A 23591-nucleotide genomic window follows, 5' to 3' on the forward strand; every position below is an offset into this window, starting at 1 on the left:
AGTAGGCACCTCTAGAAATCGCTTTCATGTTATAATGTACATATAAGAAATCAAAGATTGTTGGCGGAAAGGAGGGAGCATGTTATCTAAAAAAGAAGTACGCTTGTTAGAGGCTTTACTTGCAAAACAGGAGACATTCGTACCAAGCATCGAGCTAGCCAAGGTATTATCAGTGAGTGATCGAACGGTAAGAACGTATATTCATCAACTGACATCTTCTTTAGAAAATAGCGGCGCTCATATCCTTTCAAAACAAGGTAGTGGTTATTGTTTACAGATTGAACGGCCAGTTGAGTTTGAAATGTTTTGGCAGGAGCAATTGCTCCTAAAAAAGCGGTTAACTGATTTAACTCAACTAGAAGAAGCGGGTGATCGGCAACGGTATATTCTCAATAAGCTCTTGTTTGAGGATCCGATTCAGTCACCAGATTGTTTACAAAGAGAGCTATTCATTGGAAAGACTACGCTTCATTCCATTTTGGCGGATATTCGAAAACTATTTATCCCCTATCAATTAGAACTCCTTGTGACACGTAAAGGAATTGAACTAAAGGGGGATGAACCTGCTATCCGTCACTTTATTATGGATTACTTTTTTGATGAGGGAAATGTTCAATCTGTTTATGGGGTTGTCGAAACCAATCTATTGCCAGATATACGGTTCACAGACTTAATGTTAATCGTCTTAGACGAGTGTCGGGATGCTAAATTACGTTTATCAGATTTTGTCATGCAGAATCTAGTGCTCCATATCGCTCTTCTTTTACAACGGTTGAAAATCGGGTCTGGTCTAGACCGATTCCCGATACCGGAGCGTATTCAGTCGTCTCAAGAGTATCTTGTGGCACAACGGATTATAGACCGAATCGAAGAAACGTTTCAAGTGACGATACCGTCAGAGGAAGCAAATTACATTGCGTTGCACCTTAAGGTAAAACTAACGGGGAATCCAAATCAAGATGGTGAGGTGGAAGAGATATTTAGACAGAATGTGGAGAATAGTCTTCTACATTTGTCACATTTAACAGGCCTAGAGTTGTCAAAGGATCAGCAGCTATTCAAAGGAGTTCTGGCCCATTTGATGCCGTTACGTATTCGTTTGGAGAATAATATTCAACTGGGAAATCCCCTAACTGCTGAAATTAAAGACCAATATTTTGAGGCTTTCGAATTAACAAAAACGGCATTTGCAGCGATACCAGAACTAATGGGGTATTCGATTTCGGATGATGAGTGGGCTTACCTTACCTTACATGTGATGGCGGCAATTGAACGTTATCAGGGATTTAAGAAGACCAGAGTATTGGTAGTCTGTGCTACCGGAATTGGAAGTGCATTGATGTTAAAGAATCGCTTGGAGAAAGAATTTTCATCCAGCTTAGAAATTCTTGATACGGTTAGTTATTATGAAGTTACAGAGGAACGACTAAAAGATGTTGATTTGATTATTTCATCCATTAGCTTGTCGAATCTAATTTTTATGACACCGGTTATCAATGTCAGCGTCTTCCTATCAGAGAAGGACATTGAGGCTATTCGATCTCATTTACAGCAAACGACCCCAGTTATTCCTGACCAAGGGGAAAATGTGCTAATGGAAGTAGGTCGGGCTAAGCAGATTGCAGAAGCAGTATTTGCTCCACATAGAATAATCTATCTTGAGGAGGATTGTGATCGAGAAGTAGCCTTGAAGCAACTAGTAACTACTTTGAACGAATCCATTGAGCCTGATTTTGTTAATCGCTTTATAGAACAAGTGAATTTACGAGAATCTTACAGTCCGATTGTCTTTGGGGATCGGTTAGCCTTCCCTCATCCAGCCTTGCCGATGAGTTATTCAGAACAAATTGTTGTAGGGATATATAAGAATGCTGTCGATTGGGGCCATGGAAAGCAAGTTCAATTCGTCTTCCTATTGTCACCGTCAAAGGGTCGAAATGCATTTCTGAAGTATATCTCACCTTGTCTGGTTGATTTTGTTCAAGATAGAGTTCTCCAAGAACGTTTGTTACATCATCCAAATTATAAAGAATTAATTGATATTTTTATTCCCCTCATTCAAAGAAAGGGGTAGGAGGAGTTTTTTATGAAACACATTATGTTAGTTTGTAACGCAGGTATGTCTACAAGTATGCTTGTAACTAAGATGCAAAAAGCAGCAGAAGAAACAGGGGTTGAAGCAACTATTTGGGCTGTTCCAGTATCTGAAGCCGATAATGAAGTTGCTCAAAAAGAGATTGATGTATTACTCTTAGGTCCACAAGTAAAATTCCTATTGAACGACTATAAGGCAAAATTTGAGCCAACTATTAAGGTAGATGCTATCAATATGATGGATTACGGAGTGATGAACGGAGCTAAGGTGCTAGAGGCTGCCCTAAAAATGATGGAGGGGTAGTATGAATTCTCCAGAGTATCTTGAAGCGATTATGGGGCTAATCATGTACGGTGGTGAAGCAAAGGGCTTCGCTAGCCAGGCGATTCGAGCAGCCAAAGAAGGTCGTATTGACGAAGCGGAACAGCTGCTCCAAGACGCAACAGCTTCATTGAATATTGCCCATAAATCACAAACACAATTATTAGCAAAAGAAGCAAGTGGAGAGTCTGTTGAATTATCTTTGTTAATGGTACATGGACAAGATCACTTGATGAATGCTTTGACATTTATTGATTTAGCGAAAGAGTTCGTAGATCTTTATAAACAGATTGGATAATTATAGGAGGACTGGGTTATGAAGCTATCAAAAATAGGTCAAGTTCCAATTGAGCGACTTTTCGCTACTATTCGCCAATCCTTAAAAGATGATTTTCAGCAAAATACGGGTTCCACCTTGCAAGATCAAGACATTACCCAGGGACTTACTTATACTAAAACATTTGGTGATAAAGGACAACATAGTGTCAAGGTAACTGTCGAAGAGTTTACAGCTCCTTATTGCTATGCAGTTTGTTTCCATTCTAATCGAGGAAAAGAGCATGTTCGCTACCAGTTAGAGGATTTAGGAAATGCTCAAACCAATATAGAATATTCTTATGAGATGGAGGCTGGTGATATTTTTGTAAAAGGTAATCAATTTCTCATGGAAAAAATCTTTTCAAAAAGTATAAAACGTCAGACAAACGCCCAGTTAGAAGCACTGATTCGTTGCTCAGTTGAGCCGGTATCAGTTTAACATTTAGGACATATAAAACAAAAAATAGAAAAGGAGACAGAATATGTCAAATATTTCTGAGAAATTCATGGAAATATCTGGGAAAATTGGTTCGCAACGGCATTTGATTGCGATTCGTGATTCCTTTATTTCTATGATGCCCATTACGATGGCAGGTACAGTAGCCGTTCTATTGAACGTCTTTCTGAGAGACATCCCAAATAATATGGGATGGACTGGTTTTGCTGAGGCCATGCAACCAGTGATAGATATAAATGGCTACGTTTATTTTGGAACCATCGGGATTATGGCACTTGTATTTGCCTTTACCTTTGGTTATAATTTATCACTCATGTATAAGGTGAATCCTTTAGCAGGTGGTTTAATTTCCTTTGCATCATTCATCTCTACTATTCCTCAAAGTGTAACGATTTCCACTACTTTAGACGGAGTTGATAAGTCAGTTGTTTCTGCTTTGGAAGGTTTGGGATTATCCATTGTGACGACAGATGGAGTTTCAGCCTTGGAAACAAGCCAGTGGGGAGCTATCGCCTTGAAATATGGCGGTGCAACAGGTTTATTTACAGCACTGTTTATTGGATTTCTCGCTACATGGGTCTATGCAAGTCTTGTAAAACGGAATGTCATTATTAAATTGCCAGATTCTGTTCCACCGGCAGTTAATAAGGCCTTTGCTGCCATAATCCCTGGTACTGCTGCGATTTATGCGTCATCCATTGTGGCATATCTTGTCTTTGCCCTAACTGGACAATCTTTGAGCGATGTTGTATCAACTTATATTCAGTTGCCACTTCTTGGCCTGTCACAAGGCTTGGGCTCTGTCGTTCTTTTAACTTTCCTTGTACAGCTTTTCTGGTTCTTCGGTCTCCATGGTCACAATGTCTTGGCACCGATTATGGATGGCATTTACGGTATTGCATTAAATGAAAACACTGCTATTTACAATGCGACTCACAGTGCGGCAAACTTGCCTTGGCTTTGGACTCGTGGTTCCTTCGATGCCTATGCTCAAATGGGTGGATCAGGGGTGACTCTAGCTTTGATTATTGCTATTTTCCTCTTCTCCAAACGAGAAGAATACAAAATGGTAGCTAAATTATCTGCTCCAATGGGGGTATTCAATATTAATGAACCAATTACCTTTGGTATTCCAATGGTATTGAATCCACTGTTTGTTATTCCATGGCTAATTGTTCCACCAGTATGTGCATCTATCGCATATTTAGCGACAGCAGCTGGCCTAATCCCACCTGTTTTCCTTGCAGTTCCATGGATTACCCCTCCAGGACTCTACGCTTATCTAGCAACAGGTGGTAACATTATGGCTGCGTTGGTTTCACTATTCAACCTCTTTGTTGCCTTCCTGATTTGGACACCATTTGTTATTGCAGCCAATAAGGTTAAGGCTGGTGAGGAATAATGTTTTCCAAGAACAGATCTCCCTTCTTACTGGCGTTAGGATTTTTCCTCATTGCCATTAGTCCGCTTTATGGGAATAAATATCTAAACATTATATCTGGTTTGGTCTTTATTCTAATCAGTGTACTTAGGAGTAGGAGAAAATAATTACACTAAATAGAAAACGACTTCCGTATTAGAGGTCGTTTTTGTATGTACGACGGGCATGTCGTACATCTGAGGTGAAAGTCCTCCGTGGACACCCGCTACCGGTGAACCCCAAAGCGACTCCCAAGCCTGACTATCGTGAGGTAGCGGGGAGAGGAAGGGATAGCGAAATCGTGGCTCTACGAACAGAAACGTGATAACAAGGCGTATATAGGGGATGAGGGGGCATACAACTCTAAAGTCCAAAAAGGTAGTCGTAACCTATAGACGTAAATCACGAGAGTAAACGAGGAAAGATGTACGACTTATCCCGTGAGGTCTCATGAGCGTCAAAGACGTAGTAACAACGAATCATGAGAAGTCAGCCGAGGCCATAGTAGCGATGAAACTTCTGTAATAGAGGTGGAGCGAAGGGCTGAATATTTCAACAGTCAGGGGAGTGACTGTTGAAAGTTTGACATTGAAAATAAAGGCTGTCAAACCGAAGTATACCTACTTCACTTGTGTCTGTAAAACTAGCGGTCTGATAGAACTGGGTGCGGTCACGTATTGACTAGAGGAAAGTTCACCAATATAAGACGTCCCTCAGACACCGAAACAAGAAAGGAATACGCACATGTCACAGTTACTAGATAATATCCTATCTCGGTCCAATATGCTTGAAGCCTACAATCAAGTTAGAGCCAATAAAGGTTCAGCAGGAATTGACGGCGTAACTATTGACGAAATAGATGACTATCTCCGCAAACACTGGCGTTCAACTAAAGAACTCATAAAGCAGAGGAAGTACAAACCTCAGCCAGTCTTACGAGTTGAAATTCCCAAACCTAACGGCGGAGACCGTCAGTTAGGTATCCCAACGGTCATGGATAGAATGATACAACAAGCTATTGTCCAAGTCATTAGTCCTATTTGTGAACCCTATTTCTCTGAGAGGAGTTACGGATTCAGACCCAATCGGTCATGCGAACAAGCTATTATCCAGTTATTAGAATACCTTAATGACGGTTATGAGTGGATAGTAGACATAGACCTGGAGAAGTTCTTTGATACCGTTCCTCAAGATAGACTGATGTCGCTTGTTCATAACATTATCCAAGATGGAGATACAGAATCTTTAATTCGTAAGTACCTTCATTCAGGTGTAGTCATCAACGGACAACGGTATAAAACACTAGTTGGAACTCCACAGGGAGGAAACCTATCACCGCTCCTGTCCAATATCATGCTTAATGAGCTAGATAAAGAGTTGGAAAATCGTGGACTTCGCTTCGTTCGCTACGCAGATGACTGCGTCATCACAGTCGGTAGTGAGGCGGCGGCTAAACGTGTGATGCATTCAATTAGTCGTTATATTGAAAAACGATTAGGTTTGAAAGTCAACATGACCAAGACCAAGATTGTGAGACCGAGCAAATTAAAGTACCTAGGATTTGGGTTCTGGAAATCATCTGAGGGCTGGAAAAGTCGTCCGCATCAGGATAGCGTACAGAGTTTCAAGAGAAAACTCAAGAAACTAACGGCCCGTAAGTGGAGTATTGACTTAGACAGCCGAATTGAGCGACTAAACTGGGTCATCCGAGGTTGGATAAACTACTTTTCTATGACGAACATGAAATCAGTCATGGAAAGCATTGATGAACGACTAAGAACTCGAATAAGAGTTATTATCTGGAAACAATGGAAGAAGAAATCTAGGCGATTATGGGGACTTCTCAAATTAGGAGTACCGAAGTGGATAGCGGATAAAGTATCTGGCTGGGGAGACCATTATCAATTAGTGGCTCAGAGGTCTGTACTGAAACGTGCTATATCAAAACGAGTCCTCGCTAAACGTGGACTGGTTTCTTGCCTAGATTATTATCTAAAACGACATGCGTTAAAAGTTAGTTGAACCGCCGTGTGCCGAACGGCACGCACGGTGGTGTGAGAGGGACTAGAAATTAGTCCCTACTCGATTTATACTCAATAAAAATCAACAGTAGCCTAGCTTCAACTATTTTGGAAATCTTGAAGGCTGAAAATAACGAGAACTGTGTTCGCATCATTAAGCCGAAGATAGAACTCTGTCACTTTCTCATTTCAAAGTGACAGGCTGAAAAGCGCCATTAGTGCTTTTTATTCATCAAGGCACTTAACAACGGATATTTTAGATGTTCGAAGAGTATTAGATAAATTCCTGTTCTTCCAACCATGCTCGAATAACAGAAAGGGTTTTACCTTGAAATTTTCCAGTTGGGTACATATGATCAGCCCCTGTTAGTGAGACTAGAACAGAATTTTTGTAATTATGTGCTGTTTTTCTGGCGATGGCAGAGACAGTCATTTTGTCCTCACTTCCTGTGATGACTAAGACAGGCCCGGTAATGCTACGAAAGTCCACATAGCCTGCTCTGCTTTTATCTAGGAATGGAAAGGCCATTTGTGTGTAAACCTTGCCTGAGTCAGGGACGAGGTTTTGATAGAGCTTTTCTTTTATACTAGGATCCTGCGCATTGAGGCAGTAAGAAAAGAAGGCTTTTTTATAAGGTGGAATAGGTTTTTTCCAAAATCCCCAGCGAAGAAAATGGGGTAAGAAACTGGCAAGCATGGTTGGATAAAGAGCGAAGATATCAGCAGTTGGGGCAGGGCCCATGAGAATCATGCCAGCAACAGGGGTCCGTTCCGCAACCATTTGGGCTAAGAGACATCCAAGTGAGTGACCCAGAAGTAAAGGTGGCTCTTCTAGATTTTCGACCAAGGATACCAAGTCATCCACGTAGTCTGTCAAACTAACGTCACCGACTTTTTTGATCCCTTCTTCATAGGGTAAATCGTGATAGCGTAAACTAGGGGTATAGATCTGTAAGCCGGTTTTTTCTAACTGACTAGCAAAGTCTCCCCAGAATGTGCCATTGCACCAGGTGCCATGTATTAAAACGATGCTTTTCATAGGTTTACTCCTGACTTTTTCTTAATTATAGCATGAGAAAAAAACAATTGTTAAGTATTTGCAACCTATCTGTAATATTTGTTACGTTATTTTAAGCTCTATGCAAGAATTGTTCTATAGGATGGATTGGGTGAAAAAAACTTAAAGGAATCGAATAATATGAACCACCAAATTATCAAAAGATATCTTAAATTAGGGCTATTTGCTCTGTTTATGGGAAATCTGTTTTGGACGGGAACATCCACTATTCTTGCGGATGACCTAACTGTAAATGATAGACCTTCGTTAGAAATATTAAAAAAGCAGGCTTTAGCAACAAAAGCTGCAGCGAAAAAAAGAGCTGAAGAAGCAGCATTAGCTACAAATATGGTTTCAGAGGTGAAGGTTGAATATACATCCAATACTTACCCAGCAGGTCAATGTACATGGGGAGCAAAAGAAATGGCTCCATGGGTTGGGAACTATTGGGGAAATGCTGGAGATTGGGCGGCCAGTGCAGCTTCATTAGGCTATGAAGTTGGAACAATACCAAAAGTTGGCGCAATTGCAGTCTGGACAGATGAAAATGGTGGCTACGGGCATGTTGCCTATGTGACAGATGTGGCTACCGATGGTCAAATTCAAGTCACTGAGTCAAACTATAATGGATCCTATTATCCAAGTAATATTCGAGGTTTCTTTGATCCGACAAAAACCAGTGAGGGAACGGTAAGTTATATTTATCCCCCTGCTGGAGTGTGAAACTGCAAGATTTTTGTCAATGAAAAAGGTTTGGCTTCTTTGAATATCATCTCAAAGTATAAAACTAATAACACAAGATAAAACTACCTCCATGGGTGCGACCGAATATGGTTAAATCCAAGGGGGTAGTTTTTGTATACAAATCTTACTTATTTTTAATAAATATATATTGAAAGGGCTTTACTTTTTAGTGGTCAATAGTATATAATAACAATAAGAAAACGTTTGCACTTTATGGCTTTGAAATCTAAAGGGGAGAAATATGACGACGTTGGCGGATGTGGCGAAAAGGGCCAATGTTTCAAAGATGACTGTTTCTAGGGTTCTGAATCATCCGGAACTTGTCACAGAAGAGTTAAAACAAATGGTCCAATTAGCGATGAAAGAGTTAGACTATCAACCAAATGTTGTAGCAAAAGCCCTTGCTCAACAACGGACATTGACAGTTCAAGTTATCATTCTAGAGGAGATGGAGATTGTAGAGCCTTACTATGCCGAATTGATCGCAGGGATTGCTCTTGGATTGAGTGAAAAAAATTACACGATGCAAATTGTGACCGAAAAGCACCAAGTAACAGACCAATGTGATGGTTATATCGTTACTGGCGCACGGACTTCAGACTATAGTTGGCTGAAAAGTTTGAATAAACCAGTAGTACTTTTTGGAGAGAATCGAGCAGGGATACCTTTTGTTGATACACAGAATAAAGAGGCAACCTATCAAGCCAGTAGATTTGCAACAAGAAAAGGATATCATCAAGTTGTATTTGTGGGAATCGATTTAACAGATACTTTTGCTCAAGCTAGAGAAGCTGGATACTTAGAGGCTATGGATGAGTTAGGTCAAAAACCAAGGGTTTACCGATTAGAAAATCGGTCAAGGATAGCAGAAAAGTTCATTACACAATTTAATAAGTTAATGCCGAATACATGCTTTATCTGTGCCTCAGACCGAATAGCTTTGGGAATTGCTCGAGGATTAATGAATATGTCAAGGAATGTACCTGAAGATTACGGGATTATTGGGTTTGATGGAATATTTATTGATCGAGTTTCTAATCCACAGTTGACAACGATGAAACAACCCTTTCGTCAAATGGGAAGAATTAGTGTTAGCCAGTTGATGCACTTGGTTGAAGGACGGGAATTGAAAGAATACAAACGGTATTGTCAAGCGAGTTTAGTCGAGAGAGAGAGCACTCGGTCTTAACAATTAAAAATTTTCATAAATAGGGAATTGTCCAAAGTACAGTTAGAAACTATCTAACAATAAGTTCCAGCGGCACAACTCCTTTATTTTTTAAGCAAAACTGTTACCGCTAACAATTAAGAAAACGTTTGCAAAGAAACAGCTGTTTTTTATATACTATTATTATATTAGACATACCAAAGGAGAATGGAATGAATAGAAAACGTTTGCGTGTAGCAAAGAAATCACCAATGTTTGAAAAAAAGGTTATTTTTGGGATACGTAAGTTCACGGTGGGTGTTGCATCAGTCGGTATTGCAACAGCTTTTTTGATATCCGGAACTGGTCAATTAGTTAAAGCAGAGGAAGTAGCAACTCCCTCCACAGAAATAACAGCTCCCGTTAATACAGATCAAACGTCAGATGTTGATGCTACTGCATCAGTCGCTGGCAGTGAGTTGGTTGAAGAGGTTGCAACTTCTGACACAACTGCTACAGAGGCATCAACGCTAGTTGCTGAAGCAGGTGAAGCTTTCGATGCACAATTAAATACAGCATCAGTAGAAAATGTTGCAACTGCAACAGAAACAACTACATTGTCCACCCCAGCAGAAGCGCCAATTGAAGAAGGTAGTATTCGTCTGCACTTTGAAAATGTAGACGAAACAGTACCAGAAAGTCAAGGTTTGTGGACTTGGGGAGGAGTTGAAACACCATCTGATGGAAATAAATGGCCAACTGATACGGTGAATTTCTCAAGTAACCAAGTGGATGACTTCGGCCATTATGTTGATATTAAAAAATCTGAGACACCAGGCACAATCGGTTATTTGGTCCTTAAAGATGGGGAAAAAATAACAGAATCGGACCAAAAAGTGGAGCTTCTTGTTCCGGAACAAAATGAGGCTTGGATTGCTAGCGATTATACTGTTTCTAGCTATGAGCCACTCAAGGATGACAATGTTCTCCGCATCAATTACACACGTGAAGACAACAATTATGATGGTTGGGGCGTATGGACTTGGGGAGATACGACTGAAGCAAGTAGCGGCTGGCCAGCAGGTGCCGTTGATTTTAAAGTTGGGAAATACGGTGCTTATGTTGACATTCCCCTATCGAATGGTTTAGATTCTAAGCTTGAATTTCTACTAATCAATCAGAATAATCCAGATCTTGCTGGCAATAAATCGATTGATTTAGCTTTTGCAGATCGTAAACGGCATAGCCAAATTTTCCTTCGAAACGGTGACGACAAAGTTTACACAAATCCATATTTTATCGAAGAGAAAGTAGAATTAGATACAAGTAAAGCTACTCCGGGTACAAAAAATGTGACTGTTGAGGCTAGTAGCAAAGCTCCATTCAACTACAATGAGAGCGGCTTGGTATCTGTAACTGTCACCAACCCTGAAAATGCTGAGATTGTCAAAATGGAAGTCGATACAAGCGCCATCGGCGGAGGTCTTGTGCCAATCTCTACTGAGCTCAATCGTGTGACCATTAAAGCGACGTCTAGCACAGCGCCAGGGACCTATAGTCTTCCTGTAAAAGTCTATGATAAAGACAATGGTTACTACGAAACAAAATTGGATGTGACCGTTACAGAGCGCATTAAGGCAGAAGGTGAAAAAGACTGGGACGAGCAAGTCATCTACTTCATGATGACCGACCGTTTCTACAATGGAGACACCAGCAATGATCAGGTGGTTGACGGAGACGTGACCAATCCTCGCGGTCTTTACCAAGGCGGTGACTTCAAAGGAGTGACAGCCAAGCTGGATTACTTGAAAGAATTGGGTGTAGATTCTATCTGGTTGACACCAATTGTTGAAAATATTCCACAGAATGTTGGCAGCGTAAAAGATGGAGAGTACTATGCTTACCATGGTTATTGGGCATCCAATTTTGAGAAACTAAATCCGCATTTGGGAAGTTTAGCTGATTTCCATGAATTGATTGATGCCGCAGCCGAAAAAGGCATCAATATTATTGTTGACGTGGTACTTAACCATGCTGGCTATGGTACAGAAGAAACCTTTGCAGGTATGGTACGGACTAAGGAAGAAGATAAGCAGGGAGATGACCAATTAGGCTCATTATCTGGTTTACCAGACTTCAAGACAGAAGAAGCTACCGTTCGCAATCAGTTGGTTGCTTGGCAGGCATCTTGGTTGGAACGCTCAACAACTGCTAAAGGTAATTCAATCTATGGTTTCCGTGTCGATACAGTCAAACACGTTGATGATACCACATGGCAACATTTCAAAAATGAATTGGTGGATAGAGACCCTGACTTCCACTTGATTGGAGAAACATGGGGAGCTAACTATAAAGATACCAAGGGTGACTTGGGAATCGGTACGATGGACAGCTTGTTGGACTTTGGCTTCAAGGATATCGCCAAGTATTTAGTCAATGGTCAACTGAAAGCAGCTGGAAAAGAGCTAGAAGAACGTAGCAAGGTTCTGACTAGCGCAGCTTCTCTGGGTCAATTCTTGGGCAGTCATGACGAAGATGGTTTCCTTTACAGTCTCGGTGGCGCAGAAAAAGAAGGAAATCTGGATAAACTGAAATTGGCTGCTAGTCTCTTGATTACTGCTAAAGGTCAGCCAGTCATCTACTACGGTGAAGAATTAGGTCAATCTGGACAAAACAACTGGCCAGTTTATGACAACCGGTACGATTTCGATTGGAGTAAGGTAGAGACAAGTGACATAGAGGACCATTACCAAAAATTGTTGGCTTTCCGTAATGCCAATTCAACATTGCTCTCACGTGGTGATACAACAACACTTGCTGGAAATGATAGCCAAGGTTGGCTTATCAGCAAACGCAGTTACCAAGATCAAGCTGCCTATCTTGTCTTCTCAACCAATACCGAGAACAAGGAAATGGCGATTGAAGTATCTGGTAAAGATGTGGTTGTTACAGATGCCTACACAGGAAAATCTTATCAAGCTATCGAGAAAGACGGTAAATGGGTTGTTCAGGTCGAACTTCCAACTATCGGTCAAGGTGGCACCATGCTCCTTCAGACAGAAGCAGGTGACATCGTCAATGCAAGTGTGCAAGGAGCAACTGAAGAACCAATTGAAGCAGGCTACTTCCGTGTTCACTTTAAAACTCTACCATCTGATAATTTATCTAGCTTAGGTTTATGGACATGGGATGATGTCGAAAAACAATCGTCAGATGTTGGTGCTTGGCCAACGGGTGCAACCAATTTCAGTACCGCTAAACAGGATGACTATGGCTATTATCTGGACATCAAGATGAAAGATGAAACAGCTAGCAAGATTAGTCTTTTGATTAATAACACTTCTGGTGAGAACATCACAGGTGATAAGACCATTGAACGGATTAGCACCAAGATGAATGAAGTTTGGTTTGATGAAAACTATCAACTCAGCCTCTATCAACCACTCAAAGAAGGCTATATCCGTATCAATTACTTCCGTACAGATGGCGATTATGACCAAAAAGGTCTCTGGATCTGGGGAGATGTGACTGATGTTGCCTTGGGTGATTGGCCAAATGGTATTGATTTTGAAAACCAAGGCAAGTATGGTGCCTATATCGATGTCAAATTGACAGATTTACCAAGTACCATTGGCTTCCTGCTATTGGATGAAAGCAAGTCAGGAGATGATGTGAAGATTCAGCAGAAAGATTATAGCTTTAAAGATTTGAAAAATCAGACACAAATCTTCCTCAAGGATGATGATGCGACTATTTACACCAACCCTTATTTTGTCAATAATGTCCGTGTGACAGGTGTTTCTCATGTTAGCCTAACAGCTCTAGAAGCAGCCTTTACAACGCTTGAAGGTGCGGATAAGGATAGCATCTTGGAGAAATTGTCTGTAACAGATAAAAATGGCCAGACAGTTGCTGTGACGGACCTTGTCTTGGATCTTACTAGCAACAAGGTGCGAGTCCTCGGGGATTTCAACCAAGAAAATGCGGGCTATACCCTCAAATATGGCAATGATAGCTTCACAACAACTATGAGCTGGCAATTGAAGGATGAGCTCTATGCTTATGATGGAGAACTTGGTGCGCGTGTGCGTCAGGCTGGTAGTGTCGTTGATATGACTCTCTGGTCTCCAAGTGCAGACAGTGTAGCAGTTGTTCTTTATGATAAGGATGACCAATCTAAGGTGGTCGGTAAATTAGCCATGACCAAGGGCGATAAAGGACAATGGGATCTTGAATTGAATGGTCAATCAGGTCTTGGTATTTCGGACTATCGTGGTTACTACTACCATTATGAAATCACTCGTGGGGATCAATCTGTTCTTGTTTTAGATCCATATGCTAAGTCTTTAGCTGAGTGGAATAGTGATTTGGCAGATACAGATCCATCTTATCGTATTGCAAAAGCTGCGATTGTGGATCCATCAGAAGTTGGTCCAAGTGATTTGAACTATGCCACAATTCCTAACTTCAATCAGCGTGAAGATGCGATTATCTATGAAGCACATGTTCGTGACTTCACATCAGATCCTGCTATTTCCGATGAATTGACAGCTCAGTTCGGCACCTTTGCAGCCTTTGCAGAACGTCTCAGCTACCTAAAAGAACTGGGTGTGACCCATATTCAACTGCTCCCAGTTATGAGCTACTATTTTGTCAATGAATTGAAAAATGCAGAGCGGATGAGTGAGTATGCATCAAGCAACAGCAACTATAACTGGGGTTATGATCCACAGAGCTACTTTGCCTTTACAGGTATGTATTCTACAGATCCGACAGATCCAATGAAACGCATCGAAGAGTTCAAAAACCTGGTCAATGAAATTCACAAACAAGGCATGGGTGTGATTTTGGATGTGGTGTATAATCACACTTCTAAGACTTTCTTATTTGAAGATTTAGAGCCAAACTATTATCACTTCATGGAGGCAGATGGTACGGCTAAATCAAGCTTTGGTGGTGGTCGTCTGGGAACCACTCACTACATGAGCCGTCGTGTCTTAGTTGATTCCATCAAGTATCTTGTGGACGAGTTTAAGGTAGATGGTTTCCGTTTCGATATGATGGGGGACCATGATGCCGAAGCAATTGAGCTGGCCTTTACTGAAGCTCAAAAACTCAATCCAAACATTATTATGCTTGGTGAAGGATGGAGAACCTTTACAGGTGATGCCAATCAGCCTGTTCAGCCAGCGGACCAAGACTGGATGAGTTCAACAGATACTGTTGCGGTATTCTCAGATGAAATTCGCAATACACTTAAATCTGGTTATCCAAACGAAGGTCAGCCAGCCTTTATCACAGGCGGTGCTAAGAGTGTTGAGTCTGTCTTTAATAACATCAAGGCACAACCAGGCAACTTCTTGGCAGACGATCCAGGTGATGTGATCCAGTATATTGCTGCGCATGATAACTTGACGCTCTTTGATATCATCGCTCAGTCCATCAAGAAGGATCCATCAATCGCTGAAAATTACACTGAAATTCACCAACGTCAACGTTTGGGTAACTTGCTAGTCTTGACTGCTCAAGGGACACCGTTTATCCATTCTGGTCAGGAGTATGGACGGACCAAACAGTTCCGCCATCCTGATTACAAGAACCCAGTTACAGAGGACAAGGTACCAAACAAGGCGCATTTGTTGACCAATGCAGATGGAACGCCATTTGACTATCCATACTACATTCATGACTCTTACGATTCATCTGATGCAGTCAACAAGTTTGACTGGACCAAAGCGACAGATGATGCGCTCTATCCAGAGAATACCCGTACTCAGGCCTTTACAAAAGGATTGATTGCCTTGCGCAAATCAACAGATGCCTTCCGTTTGGGAACAAAAGAAGAAGTTGAACAGAAGGTTAGCTTGATTTCAATTCCAGGTCAAAATGGCATTGCTAAAAATGATGTGGTCATTGCCTATCAAACCATTGCAAGCAACGGTGATCGCTATGCTGTCTTTGTCAATGCTGACAGTAAAGAACGTAGTTTTGTTCTTTCAGATATTTACAAAGACTTACTGCAGGGTCAAGTACTGGTTGATGGTGAACGTGCAGGTGTAGAAGCATTGTCTGATTTAGTGGGTGTCGAATTGACTGATAGCGCAGTTGTTCTTGCACCTTTGACTGCAACAGTGATTCGTTTGCCTTATATCATCACAGAAGTTCCAGATACAGCACCTACTGCTGAAGAAAAACCAACCCTAGACTTTACTACGAAAGAACGTACAGAAGAATCTGTCCTTCCGATTGCAGAGGAAGTTCGCTATGATGCAACTCTTGCAAAAGGTCAATCTTATGTGCTTCAAGAAGGTAAGGCAGGTAAGAGAGTCTTGGTTTATCAAGATGTCTTAGTTGACGGCAAGGTGATTGCTACTAACTTGTTATCAGAATCAGTTGTAGATGGTGAGGCACGGATTGTTGTTAAGGGTAGTATGGAGGCTAAGGATGTGGTAGAAAAACCAAGTCTTTCTACTCCAACAGCTCAAGTGTCTGAACAAACCACAAGTGCATCAAACAAAGAAAGCCTACCAGCTACAGGTGACCGACAAAGTGATTTGGCACTTCTAGGTCTCGGACTTGCTGGACTTGGTTTGACAGTTGCTGCACAAGGAAGAAACAAAAAATCAGAAGAATAGTATTCTTCGGTCGTAACAATAGTTTTTACAGTTTTTGGGAAAAGCTCAAAATGTAGTAAAATTATTGAGATAGACCACATTATAAAACGCATAGAATCAAAGGTTTAGTAACGCAATGATTCTATGCGTTTTTTTAATGAAGAATTTACTTAGATTTCAAAAATTGTAATTTGTTTCATACATTTATTGATTCCCCTTCTCTCAAAAAAATTTCGTTATATAGAAACAAGAATATTCTGACAGACATAGAAAACGCTTTATGGTATAATGAAAACATGACTTTATAAAAGGAGAAAAACATGTCAAATCTTTCAGTCAATGCGATTCGTTTCCTTGGTATTGATGCCATTGAGAAATCGAAATCAGGTCACCCTGGCATCGTTATGGGTGCAGCCCCAATGGCTTATAGCCTCTTTACTAAAGAACTTCGTGTAAATCCATCCCAACCGAATTGGATTAACCGTGATCGTTTCATCTTATCAGCCGGCCATGGCTCCATGCTTCTTTATGGCCTCCTTCATTTGTCAGGATTTGAAGATGTCACAATGGATGAAATAAAGAATTTCCGTCAATGGGGTTCAAAAACACCTGGTCACCCAGAATTTGGTCATACAACAGGTGTAGATGCGACTACAGGCCCTCTTGGACAAGGGATTTCAACTGCGACAGGTTTTGCGCAAGCAGAGCGTTTCCTTGCAGCTAAGTACAACCGCGATGGCTTCCCAATCTTTGATCACTATACTTATGTGATTTGCGGTGATGGGGACTTGATGGAAGGTGTTTCCTCAGAGGCTGCTTCTTATGCAGGACTTCAAAAATTAGAAAAACTCATCGTTCTCTATGATTCAAATGACATCAACTTGGATGGTGAAACGAAAGATGCCTTTACAGAAAGTGTACGTGCACGTTACGATGCATATGGTTGGCATACAGACCTCGTAACAGATGGTACAGATGTAGATGCCATCTTTGCGGCTATTAAAAAAGCAAAAGCTGCTGGTAAACCATCACTTATCGAAATCAAGACAGTTATTGGTTATGGTTCACCAAATAAAGCTGGAAGCAATGCGGCTCACGGTGCTCCTCTTGGTCCAGAAGAGGCAGAAGCAACTCGTAAGGCGCTTGATTGGAACTATGCTCCGTTTGAAATTCCAGCTGAAGTCTATGCAGACTTCAAAGCTAATGTAGCTGACCGTGGAGCAGCTGCGTATGATGCTTGGGTGAAATTGGTGGAAGACTACAAAGTAGCACATCCAGAATTGGCTGCAGAAGTAACAGCTATCTTGGAAGGTCGTGAATTGGCTGAGTTGACAGAAGCTGATTTCCCTGTCTATGAAAATGGTTTCTCACAAGCAACTCGTAACTCATCACAAGATGCGATAAATGCAGCAGCGGCTGTATTACCAAATTTCTTTGGTGGCTCAGCTGACTTGGCACATTCAAATATGACTGTCATTAAGGGGGAAGGACTTCAAGACTCTGCTAATCCTCTGAATCGCAATATCCAATTCGGTGTGCGTGAATTTGCTATGGGTACTATCTTGAATGGTATGGCAGCACACGGTGGACTTCGCGTTTTCGGTGGTACCTTCTTCGTCTTCTCAGACTATGTGAAGGCAGCAGTTCGTTTGTCAGCCCTTCAAGGTCTTCCTGTGACTTATGTCTTTACGCATGATTCAATTGCAGTCGGTGAAGATGGCCCAACTCACGAGCCAATCGAGCACTTGGCAGGACTTCGTGCCATGCCAAACCTCAATGTCTTCCGCCCAGCAGATGCGCGTGAAACACAGGCAGCTTGGTACTTGTCATTGACCAGCAAATCAACACCATCAGCCCTTGTTCTCACTCGTCAAAACTTGACAGTTGAAGAAGGAACAGCCTTTGACAAGGTTTCAAAAGGTGCTTACGTTGTCTATGAAGCATCAGGCTTTGATACCATCCTTCTTGCATCTGGTTCAGAAGTGAACTTAGCTATAAAAGCTGCCAAAGAGCTAGAAGCATCAGGCACTAAGGTTCGTGTGGTTTCTGTACCGTCTACTGAGCTCTTTGATGCGCAAGATGCAGCTTATAAGGAAGAAATTCTTCCAAATACCATCCGTCGTCGATTGGCCATTGAAATGGGTGCAACTCAAAGTTGGTACAAGTATGTCGGTCTTGATGGTAAAGTCCTTGGTATCGACACGTTCGGTGCCTCAGCTCCAGCACAAACAGTTATTGACAACTACGGCTTCACAGTAGAAAACGTAGTGAAATTGGTTGGCGAATTGTAATAAAGTCAGAAACAGCCTTTCGGGGCTGTTTTTCAAGTTCGTTTCAATTGTTATGGACAATACTATGTAATTTTGAACATTGATACTCTTCGAAAATCAACATAATCCGTTGTCAAGAGCCTTTATGAGTGAAAAGCTCCCAGCCTGTAACCTTGAAATGAGGTAGTAATAGAGTTCTATCTTCGGCTTAATGACGCGAACACTGTTTGCAATTTTTCTAGCCTCCGACTATCTCCCAGATAGTTGAAGCTAGGCTACTTTTGATTTTCATTGAGTATGACAATCAAAAAAACGCACAATGATTATTCTAATGGAGAGATATCATCCTGCGTTTGTGTTTAGCGTTTTAATTGTAGTTGCCTTTTGGTTTAAAAAATAAATAGGGAAATAAAATATTCTACAGAACGTCATAGATAAGTTTGAAGTTGAGTAAGGTTAATATGAAAGCCACAAGGTAGCCGAAAAGAGTGTTCCAACGGGCATTAACCATATTTCCCATTATTTTAGGGTTAGACGTAAAGTAAACAAGTGGAAAGATAGAAAATGGCAGAGCAAGTGAGAGGAATACTTGTGAATAGACAATTAGTTGATCTAGAACGGCTTCTTTATCCCCGTAAAATACAGCTGCAATGACTACTGGTAATAAGGCTAAGAGTCGAGTTGTTAATCGGATACTCCATTGTGGGAGTTTGAGGTTAAGAAAGCCTTCTGTGACAATCTGTCCAGTCAGTGTTCCTGTGATGGTTGAATTCTGGCCACTAGCCAATAAAGCGACTGCAAATAAAGTTGATAAGAAGCCGCTAGCAATACTCCCTGCAACTGAGGAGTCATTGAGTGCATTATACATTTGTGAAAAAGCACTGATATCACTAGAGTGTCCATAAAATAGTGTGGCTCCAAGAATGAGAAGTAAAGAATTGACAAAAAATGCTAGGCTTAGTTGTAAGTTTGAATCCCAACTCATAAAGCGTACCGCTTCAGAGATTGACTTATTATCTTCATAATTTACTTTCCGTGTCTGTGAAATGGACGAGTGCAGATAGAGATTGTGTGGCATGACTGTAGCGCCAATGATACCAAGAGCTAGAGTTAGTTGGCTATTAGTAGTAGTTTGATGAAGGTTGAATATAGAGAGATGAGGAAGGTATCCGTGTAGAATCCCTGAAAAACTAGGTTTGGACAATGCTACTAGATAAATGAAAATGCCTAAAATAGTTAAAATTAACGTTGTTACCACGGCTTCTATTTTTCGAAAACCCAATCTCATCAGTGACAAGAGTAAGAAGACATCCAGTATGGTAATGAGAATGGAGAATAGTAATGGCCAGCCAAAGAGTAAATGAAGAGCAATACCAGAACCAATAACCTCAGCCAAATCAGTCGCCATTAAGGCTAATTCTATGACGATAAACAGCAGATAGCGTAGCCAACTAGGTAAATGTGCTGCTGTCATTTGGGCTAAATCTTGGCGAGTAACAATACCTAACTTTCCGGCCATTTGTTGCAGTTGCATGGCAATAAGAGAAGATATCAAGATAACAGATAATAATAGGTATTTATAACTGGCACCACCTATAACACTAGTAATCCAGTTCCCTGGATCCATATAACCAACAGCTACTAGTGCTCCAGGTCCTAAAAATGCCTTTAGAGTCTTGAAAAAACCACCATTTTTTGGAACAGCAATACTTTGATTTACTTCACTAAGCGATATTTTTGTTTTTTTCATAGTGTTACTTCTTTCTGATGAAAGATATTATAACAGAAAAAAATCAATTTGTTAACAATGTTTAAATTATTTATTTGGCACACCTAAAATGTCAGATGCTAACGAATCCAATATGCAATAAAATAGAAATTATTGTACCTAGAGTAATTGATTTCTTGCATTGGATGGGAAAAAGAGAAGGAGTTCGATTTGATTTTGTAGCTTTAAGTCGGAAGATAATTTGCGTCACTTTTAAGAACTTAAATCATTATCTGAGTATATGAGGTTACTGGCTTAGCCATCAATTCGATTCTTCAAAGTTGGAGAGGGTATCACGCTAAAGTATGGTTACTTATTCTCAAGTATCTTTATTTCTTTTTCGAAATTTCCATTAGCGAAAGAGTTCGTTTCGGATTTTCTGATATAATAGACCTATGCACTATACAGACGAAGAAAAAGAATATTTTATGAGACAAGCCTTAGAAGAGGCACGAAAATCCCTTGAAAAAGATGAAATCCCAATCGGTTGCGTAATTGTGAAGGAAGGGCAGATTATTGGTAGAGGCCACAATGCGCGTGAAGAGCTCAATCAGGCGATTATGCATGCTGAAGTTATGGCGATTCAAGAGGCTAATCGTGTTGAGGGGAATTGGAGGTTGCTTGAGACCACACTTTTTGTGACAATTGAACCCTGTGTCATGTGTAGCGGGGCTATTGGTCTCGCACGCATTCCAAGGGTGATTTATGGAGCCACCAATCAAAAGTTTGGTGCTGCTGGGAGTCTTTATGATATTTTAGCGGACGTCCGTCTGAATCATCGAGTAGAGGTGGAAAAGGGAATATTGGAAGAGGAGTGTGCCCAAATGATGCAAGTTTTTTTCAGACAACGTAGGGAGAAGCAAAAAGCTGATAAGCTGGCTACTAAATCCAAAGTGGATCAATCCTAATCGACTCTCCACTTGCACTCTAGTCAAATTGTGTTATAATAATAAACGGAGCAACATTCGTGCGTGAAGCGGGTCAGGGGAGGAATCCAGCAGCCCTAAGCGAATTCGAGTGTGTGCTCTTTTTGTGTATAGTCTAAAAACCCTTTGAAATCAAGCTTTCGGAGGGTTTTCTTTGGCTTATTTTTAGAAATAGGAGCAAAATAGGAGCAAAATAGGGGCGGTCAAATCAAACCACGAACGAAAGTAGCCAAGCTACAATAACCCAACTCATAACGAAAAGAATAAAAGTCAGGCACTGTCAGGGTGGAGGCAGTTTGAAGTATTCTTTGTCCCTTATTGTTCGAATTCTTTTTCATGGTCACATAACATGTCGTGTTTGAATTAATAACAGATGGCTCTGTTTTTCGAATATTATTAAGAAAACTTTTGGACTGCTCTGCTATTCTATTGAAAAAGAAGGAGGAAAGTCTATGTTTGTATTTGCCTTTCCAGGTATGGGGAAAACGACTCTTGCTAAGAAATATAGCAGTGTAGTGGACTTAGAAATGTCTGATATTAAATACGATAATAGTAGTGTACAGCATTTGAGTAAGGAAGAACGAAAATCAACGAGGCGTCCTTTAAAGGATAAGCGCTATAAAACAATCTATGTGGATAAAGCATATAGTCTCTACGAGGATGGAAAAGTTGTTTTAGTAGCACTGAATTTTTTAGCCAGAATGCTAGCCGCAATGATAGTACGTGGTGGGGTCTTGTTTCATATTTTCATTCCACATCCATTTTTAAAAGAGGAATATCGCCAACGCTATATTTCTAGAGGAAACAACCAACGCTTTATCTTTGAGGTTATGTTTATTTGGTACATCGCTCTGATTCCACTGTATATGCTAGCTAAGCTATTTCCCTACTGGATTACTGTAACACACTCGGGAGAGACCCTAGAAGATTATTATAAATGTGAAAATTTCATAGAATTTTCAAGAAAACCAAAAATTGCGCAAACCATTTCATGAAAATGAATGAAAATTGATAAATTCCTTGAAAAAAACCTGATAAAGCGTTATCATATTATGGTATACAAATGGAGGAAAAACATGACACATATTACATTTGATTATTCAAAAGTCTTAGGCCAATTTGTTGGTGCACAAGAAGTTGATTATATGCAACCACAGGTTACATTGGCTGACCAAATGCTTCGTCAAGGTACAGGTCCTGGTAGCGACTTTATTGGTTGGTTGGATTTGCCAGAAAACTATGACAAAGAAGAATTTGCTCGTATCAAGAAAGCTGCAGCTAAGATCCAAAATGAAAGTGAAGTTTTGGTGGTTATTGGTATCGGTGGTTCATACCTTGGTGCCAAAGCAGCGATTGACTTTTTAAGCAATTCTTTTGCTAATTTGCAAACTCGTGAAGAACGCAAAGCGCCACAAATCCTTTACGCTGGAAATTCTATCTCATCAAGCTACCTTGCTGACTTGGTTGACTACGTGGCAGATAAAGATTTCTCTGTTAACGTGATTTCTAAATCAGGTACAACAACAGAGCCTGCGATTGCTTTCCGTGTCTTTAAAGAATTGCTTGTGAAAAAATACGGTCAAGAAGAAGCTAATAACCGTATCTATGCTACAACAGATAAAGCCAAAGGTGCTGTAAAAGTGGAAGCAGATGCAAATGGTTGGGAAACTTTTGTTGTTCCAGATAACGTTGGTGGACGCTTCTCAGTATTGACAGCAGTTGGACTTTTGCCAATCGCAGCATCTGGTGCAGATATTGACGCTCTTATGGAAGGTGCAAATGCTGCCCGTACGACATTCACATCTGATAAAATTGCTGAAAACCAAGCATACCAATATGCTGCAGTGCGTAACATTCTTTACAGAAAAGGTTATGTAACAGAAATCTTAGCTAACTACGAGCCATCACTTCAATACTTCAGCGAGTGGTGGAAACAATTGGCTGGTGAGTCAGAAGGTAAGGACCAAAAAGGTATCAATCCAACATCTGCAAACTTCTCAACAGACTTGCACTCACTTGGACAATTTATCCAAGAAGGAAACCGCAACATCTTTGAAACAGTTGTTCGTGTTGACAAACCTAGAAAAAATATTCTTATCCCTGAAATGGAAGAAGACCTTGACGGTCTTGGCTACTTGCAAGGAAAAGACGTTGACTTTGTAAACAAAAAAGCAACGGATGGTGTGCTTCTTGCTCACACAGATGGTGGCGTACCAAACATGTTTGTAACTCTTCCACAACAAGATGAGTTCACACTTGGTTACACCTTCTACTTCTTTGAATTGGCTATTGCTATCTCTGGTTACCTCAATGCTATCAACCCATTTGACCAACCAGGTGTAGAAGCCTACAAGAAAAATATGTTCGCTCTTCTTGGCAAACCAGGATTTGAAGAACTCGGTGCAGAATTAAACGCACGTTTGTAAGAAAACC

The 23591-nt window shown here is 40.7% G+C and carries 15 protein-coding genes and 1 other RNA gene; 14 read left to right on the top strand and 2 right to left on the bottom strand.

What is annotated here, in order from left to right:
* Positions 1-79 precede the first annotated feature (79 nt).
* The 6 genes from L6410_RS00635 to ltrA all read left to right on the top strand — a co-directional run bounded on the left by L6410_RS00635 (position 80) and on the right by ltrA (position 6633).
* Positions 80-2074 carry a BglG family transcription antiterminator gene (locus tag L6410_RS00635; protein ID WP_237395592.1) on the top strand — a complete coding sequence of 665 codons (1995 nt, stop codon included), beginning with the start codon at positions 80-82 and terminating at the stop codon, positions 2072-2074.
* 12 nt (positions 2075-2086) lie between these two features.
* The gene (locus L6410_RS00640; protein ID WP_012027953.1) at positions 2087-2398 is read left to right on the top strand and encodes a PTS sugar transporter subunit IIB; all 312 of its coding nucleotides are present in this window, start codon (positions 2087-2089) and stop codon (positions 2396-2398) included.
* Position 2399: 1 nt separating this feature from the next.
* The gene (locus L6410_RS00645; protein ID WP_014638781.1) at positions 2400-2714 is read left to right on the top strand and encodes a PTS sugar transporter subunit IIA; all 315 of its coding nucleotides are present in this window, start codon (positions 2400-2402) and stop codon (positions 2712-2714) included.
* An 18-nt stretch (positions 2715-2732) separates the two neighbouring features.
* Positions 2733-3173 (top strand): DUF3284 domain-containing protein, encoded by a 441-nt coding sequence (locus L6410_RS00650; RefSeq protein ID WP_237395593.1) that lies wholly within the window; start codon positions 2733-2735, stop codon positions 3171-3173.
* A gap of 43 nt (positions 3174-3216) precedes the next feature.
* The gene (locus tag L6410_RS00655) at positions 3217-4593 is read left to right on the top strand and encodes a PTS sugar transporter subunit IIC (RefSeq protein WP_237395596.1); all 1377 of its coding nucleotides are present in this window, start codon (positions 3217-3219) and stop codon (positions 4591-4593) included.
* Positions 4594-5355: 762 nt separating this feature from the next.
* On the top strand, positions 5356-6633 hold the full coding sequence (gene ltrA, locus L6410_RS00660; RefSeq protein WP_237395598.1) for a group II intron reverse transcriptase/maturase: 1278 nt from the start codon (positions 5356-5358) through the stop codon (positions 6631-6633).
* A gap of 273 nt (positions 6634-6906) precedes the next feature.
* Here the strand turns inward: ltrA and L6410_RS00665 are convergent, their stop codons facing one another.
* Positions 6907-7671 carry an alpha/beta fold hydrolase gene (locus L6410_RS00665; protein WP_237395600.1) on the bottom strand — a complete coding sequence of 255 codons (765 nt, stop codon included), beginning with the start codon at positions 7669-7671 and terminating at the stop codon, positions 6907-6909.
* A gap of 159 nt (positions 7672-7830) precedes the next feature.
* Here L6410_RS00665 and L6410_RS00670 point away from each other — a divergent pair, with 159 nt between their 5' ends.
* The 4 genes from L6410_RS00670 to tkt all read left to right on the top strand — a co-directional run bounded on the left by L6410_RS00670 (position 7831) and on the right by tkt (position 18485).
* A complete protein-coding gene (locus tag L6410_RS00670; RefSeq protein WP_024391558.1) occupies positions 7831-8412 on the top strand; it encodes a CHAP domain-containing protein in 582 nt (193 codons plus the stop codon).
* A 262-nt stretch (positions 8413-8674) separates the two neighbouring features.
* The gene (locus tag L6410_RS00675; RefSeq protein WP_237395602.1) at positions 8675-9622 is read left to right on the top strand and encodes a LacI family DNA-binding transcriptional regulator; all 948 of its coding nucleotides are present in this window, start codon (positions 8675-8677) and stop codon (positions 9620-9622) included.
* Between the two features lie 191 nt (positions 9623-9813).
* Positions 9814-16215 carry a pullulanase gene (locus L6410_RS00680; protein ID WP_237395604.1) on the top strand — a complete coding sequence of 2134 codons (6402 nt, stop codon included), beginning with the start codon at positions 9814-9816 and terminating at the stop codon, positions 16213-16215.
* 299 nt (positions 16216-16514) lie between these two features.
* The gene (gene tkt, locus L6410_RS00685) at positions 16515-18485 is read left to right on the top strand and encodes a transketolase (RefSeq protein ID WP_237395606.1); all 1971 of its coding nucleotides are present in this window, start codon (positions 16515-16517) and stop codon (positions 18483-18485) included.
* Positions 18486-18882: 397 nt separating this feature from the next.
* Here tkt and L6410_RS00690 read toward each other — a convergent pair whose 3' ends face one another.
* Entirely contained in the window at positions 18883-20214 is a 1332-nt protein-coding gene (locus L6410_RS00690) for an Nramp family divalent metal transporter (RefSeq protein ID WP_024391562.1), read from the bottom strand.
* A gap of 413 nt (positions 20215-20627) precedes the next feature.
* Between L6410_RS00690 and tadA the strand changes: the two genes are divergently transcribed.
* From tadA to L6410_RS00710, 4 genes are all read left to right on the top strand, one after another.
* Entirely contained in the window at positions 20628-21140 is a 513-nt protein-coding gene (gene tadA / locus L6410_RS00695; RefSeq protein ID WP_172041138.1) for a tRNA adenosine(34) deaminase TadA, read from the top strand.
* A gap of 38 nt (positions 21141-21178) precedes the next feature.
* Positions 21179-21272, top strand: an RNA gene (ffs, locus tag L6410_RS00700) — signal recognition particle sRNA small type.
* A gap of 338 nt (positions 21273-21610) precedes the next feature.
* Positions 21611-22153 carry a hypothetical protein gene (locus tag L6410_RS00705; RefSeq protein WP_160864317.1) on the top strand — a complete coding sequence of 181 codons (543 nt, stop codon included), beginning with the start codon at positions 21611-21613 and terminating at the stop codon, positions 22151-22153.
* Between the two features lie 81 nt (positions 22154-22234).
* A complete protein-coding gene (locus tag L6410_RS00710; RefSeq protein WP_024391565.1) occupies positions 22235-23584 on the top strand; it encodes a glucose-6-phosphate isomerase in 1350 nt (449 codons plus the stop codon).
* Positions 23585-23591 lie beyond the last annotated feature (7 nt).

It is taken from the genome of Streptococcus parasuis (assembly GCF_021654455.1).
Lineage (GTDB): Bacteria > Bacillota > Bacilli > Lactobacillales > Streptococcaceae > Streptococcus > Streptococcus parasuis.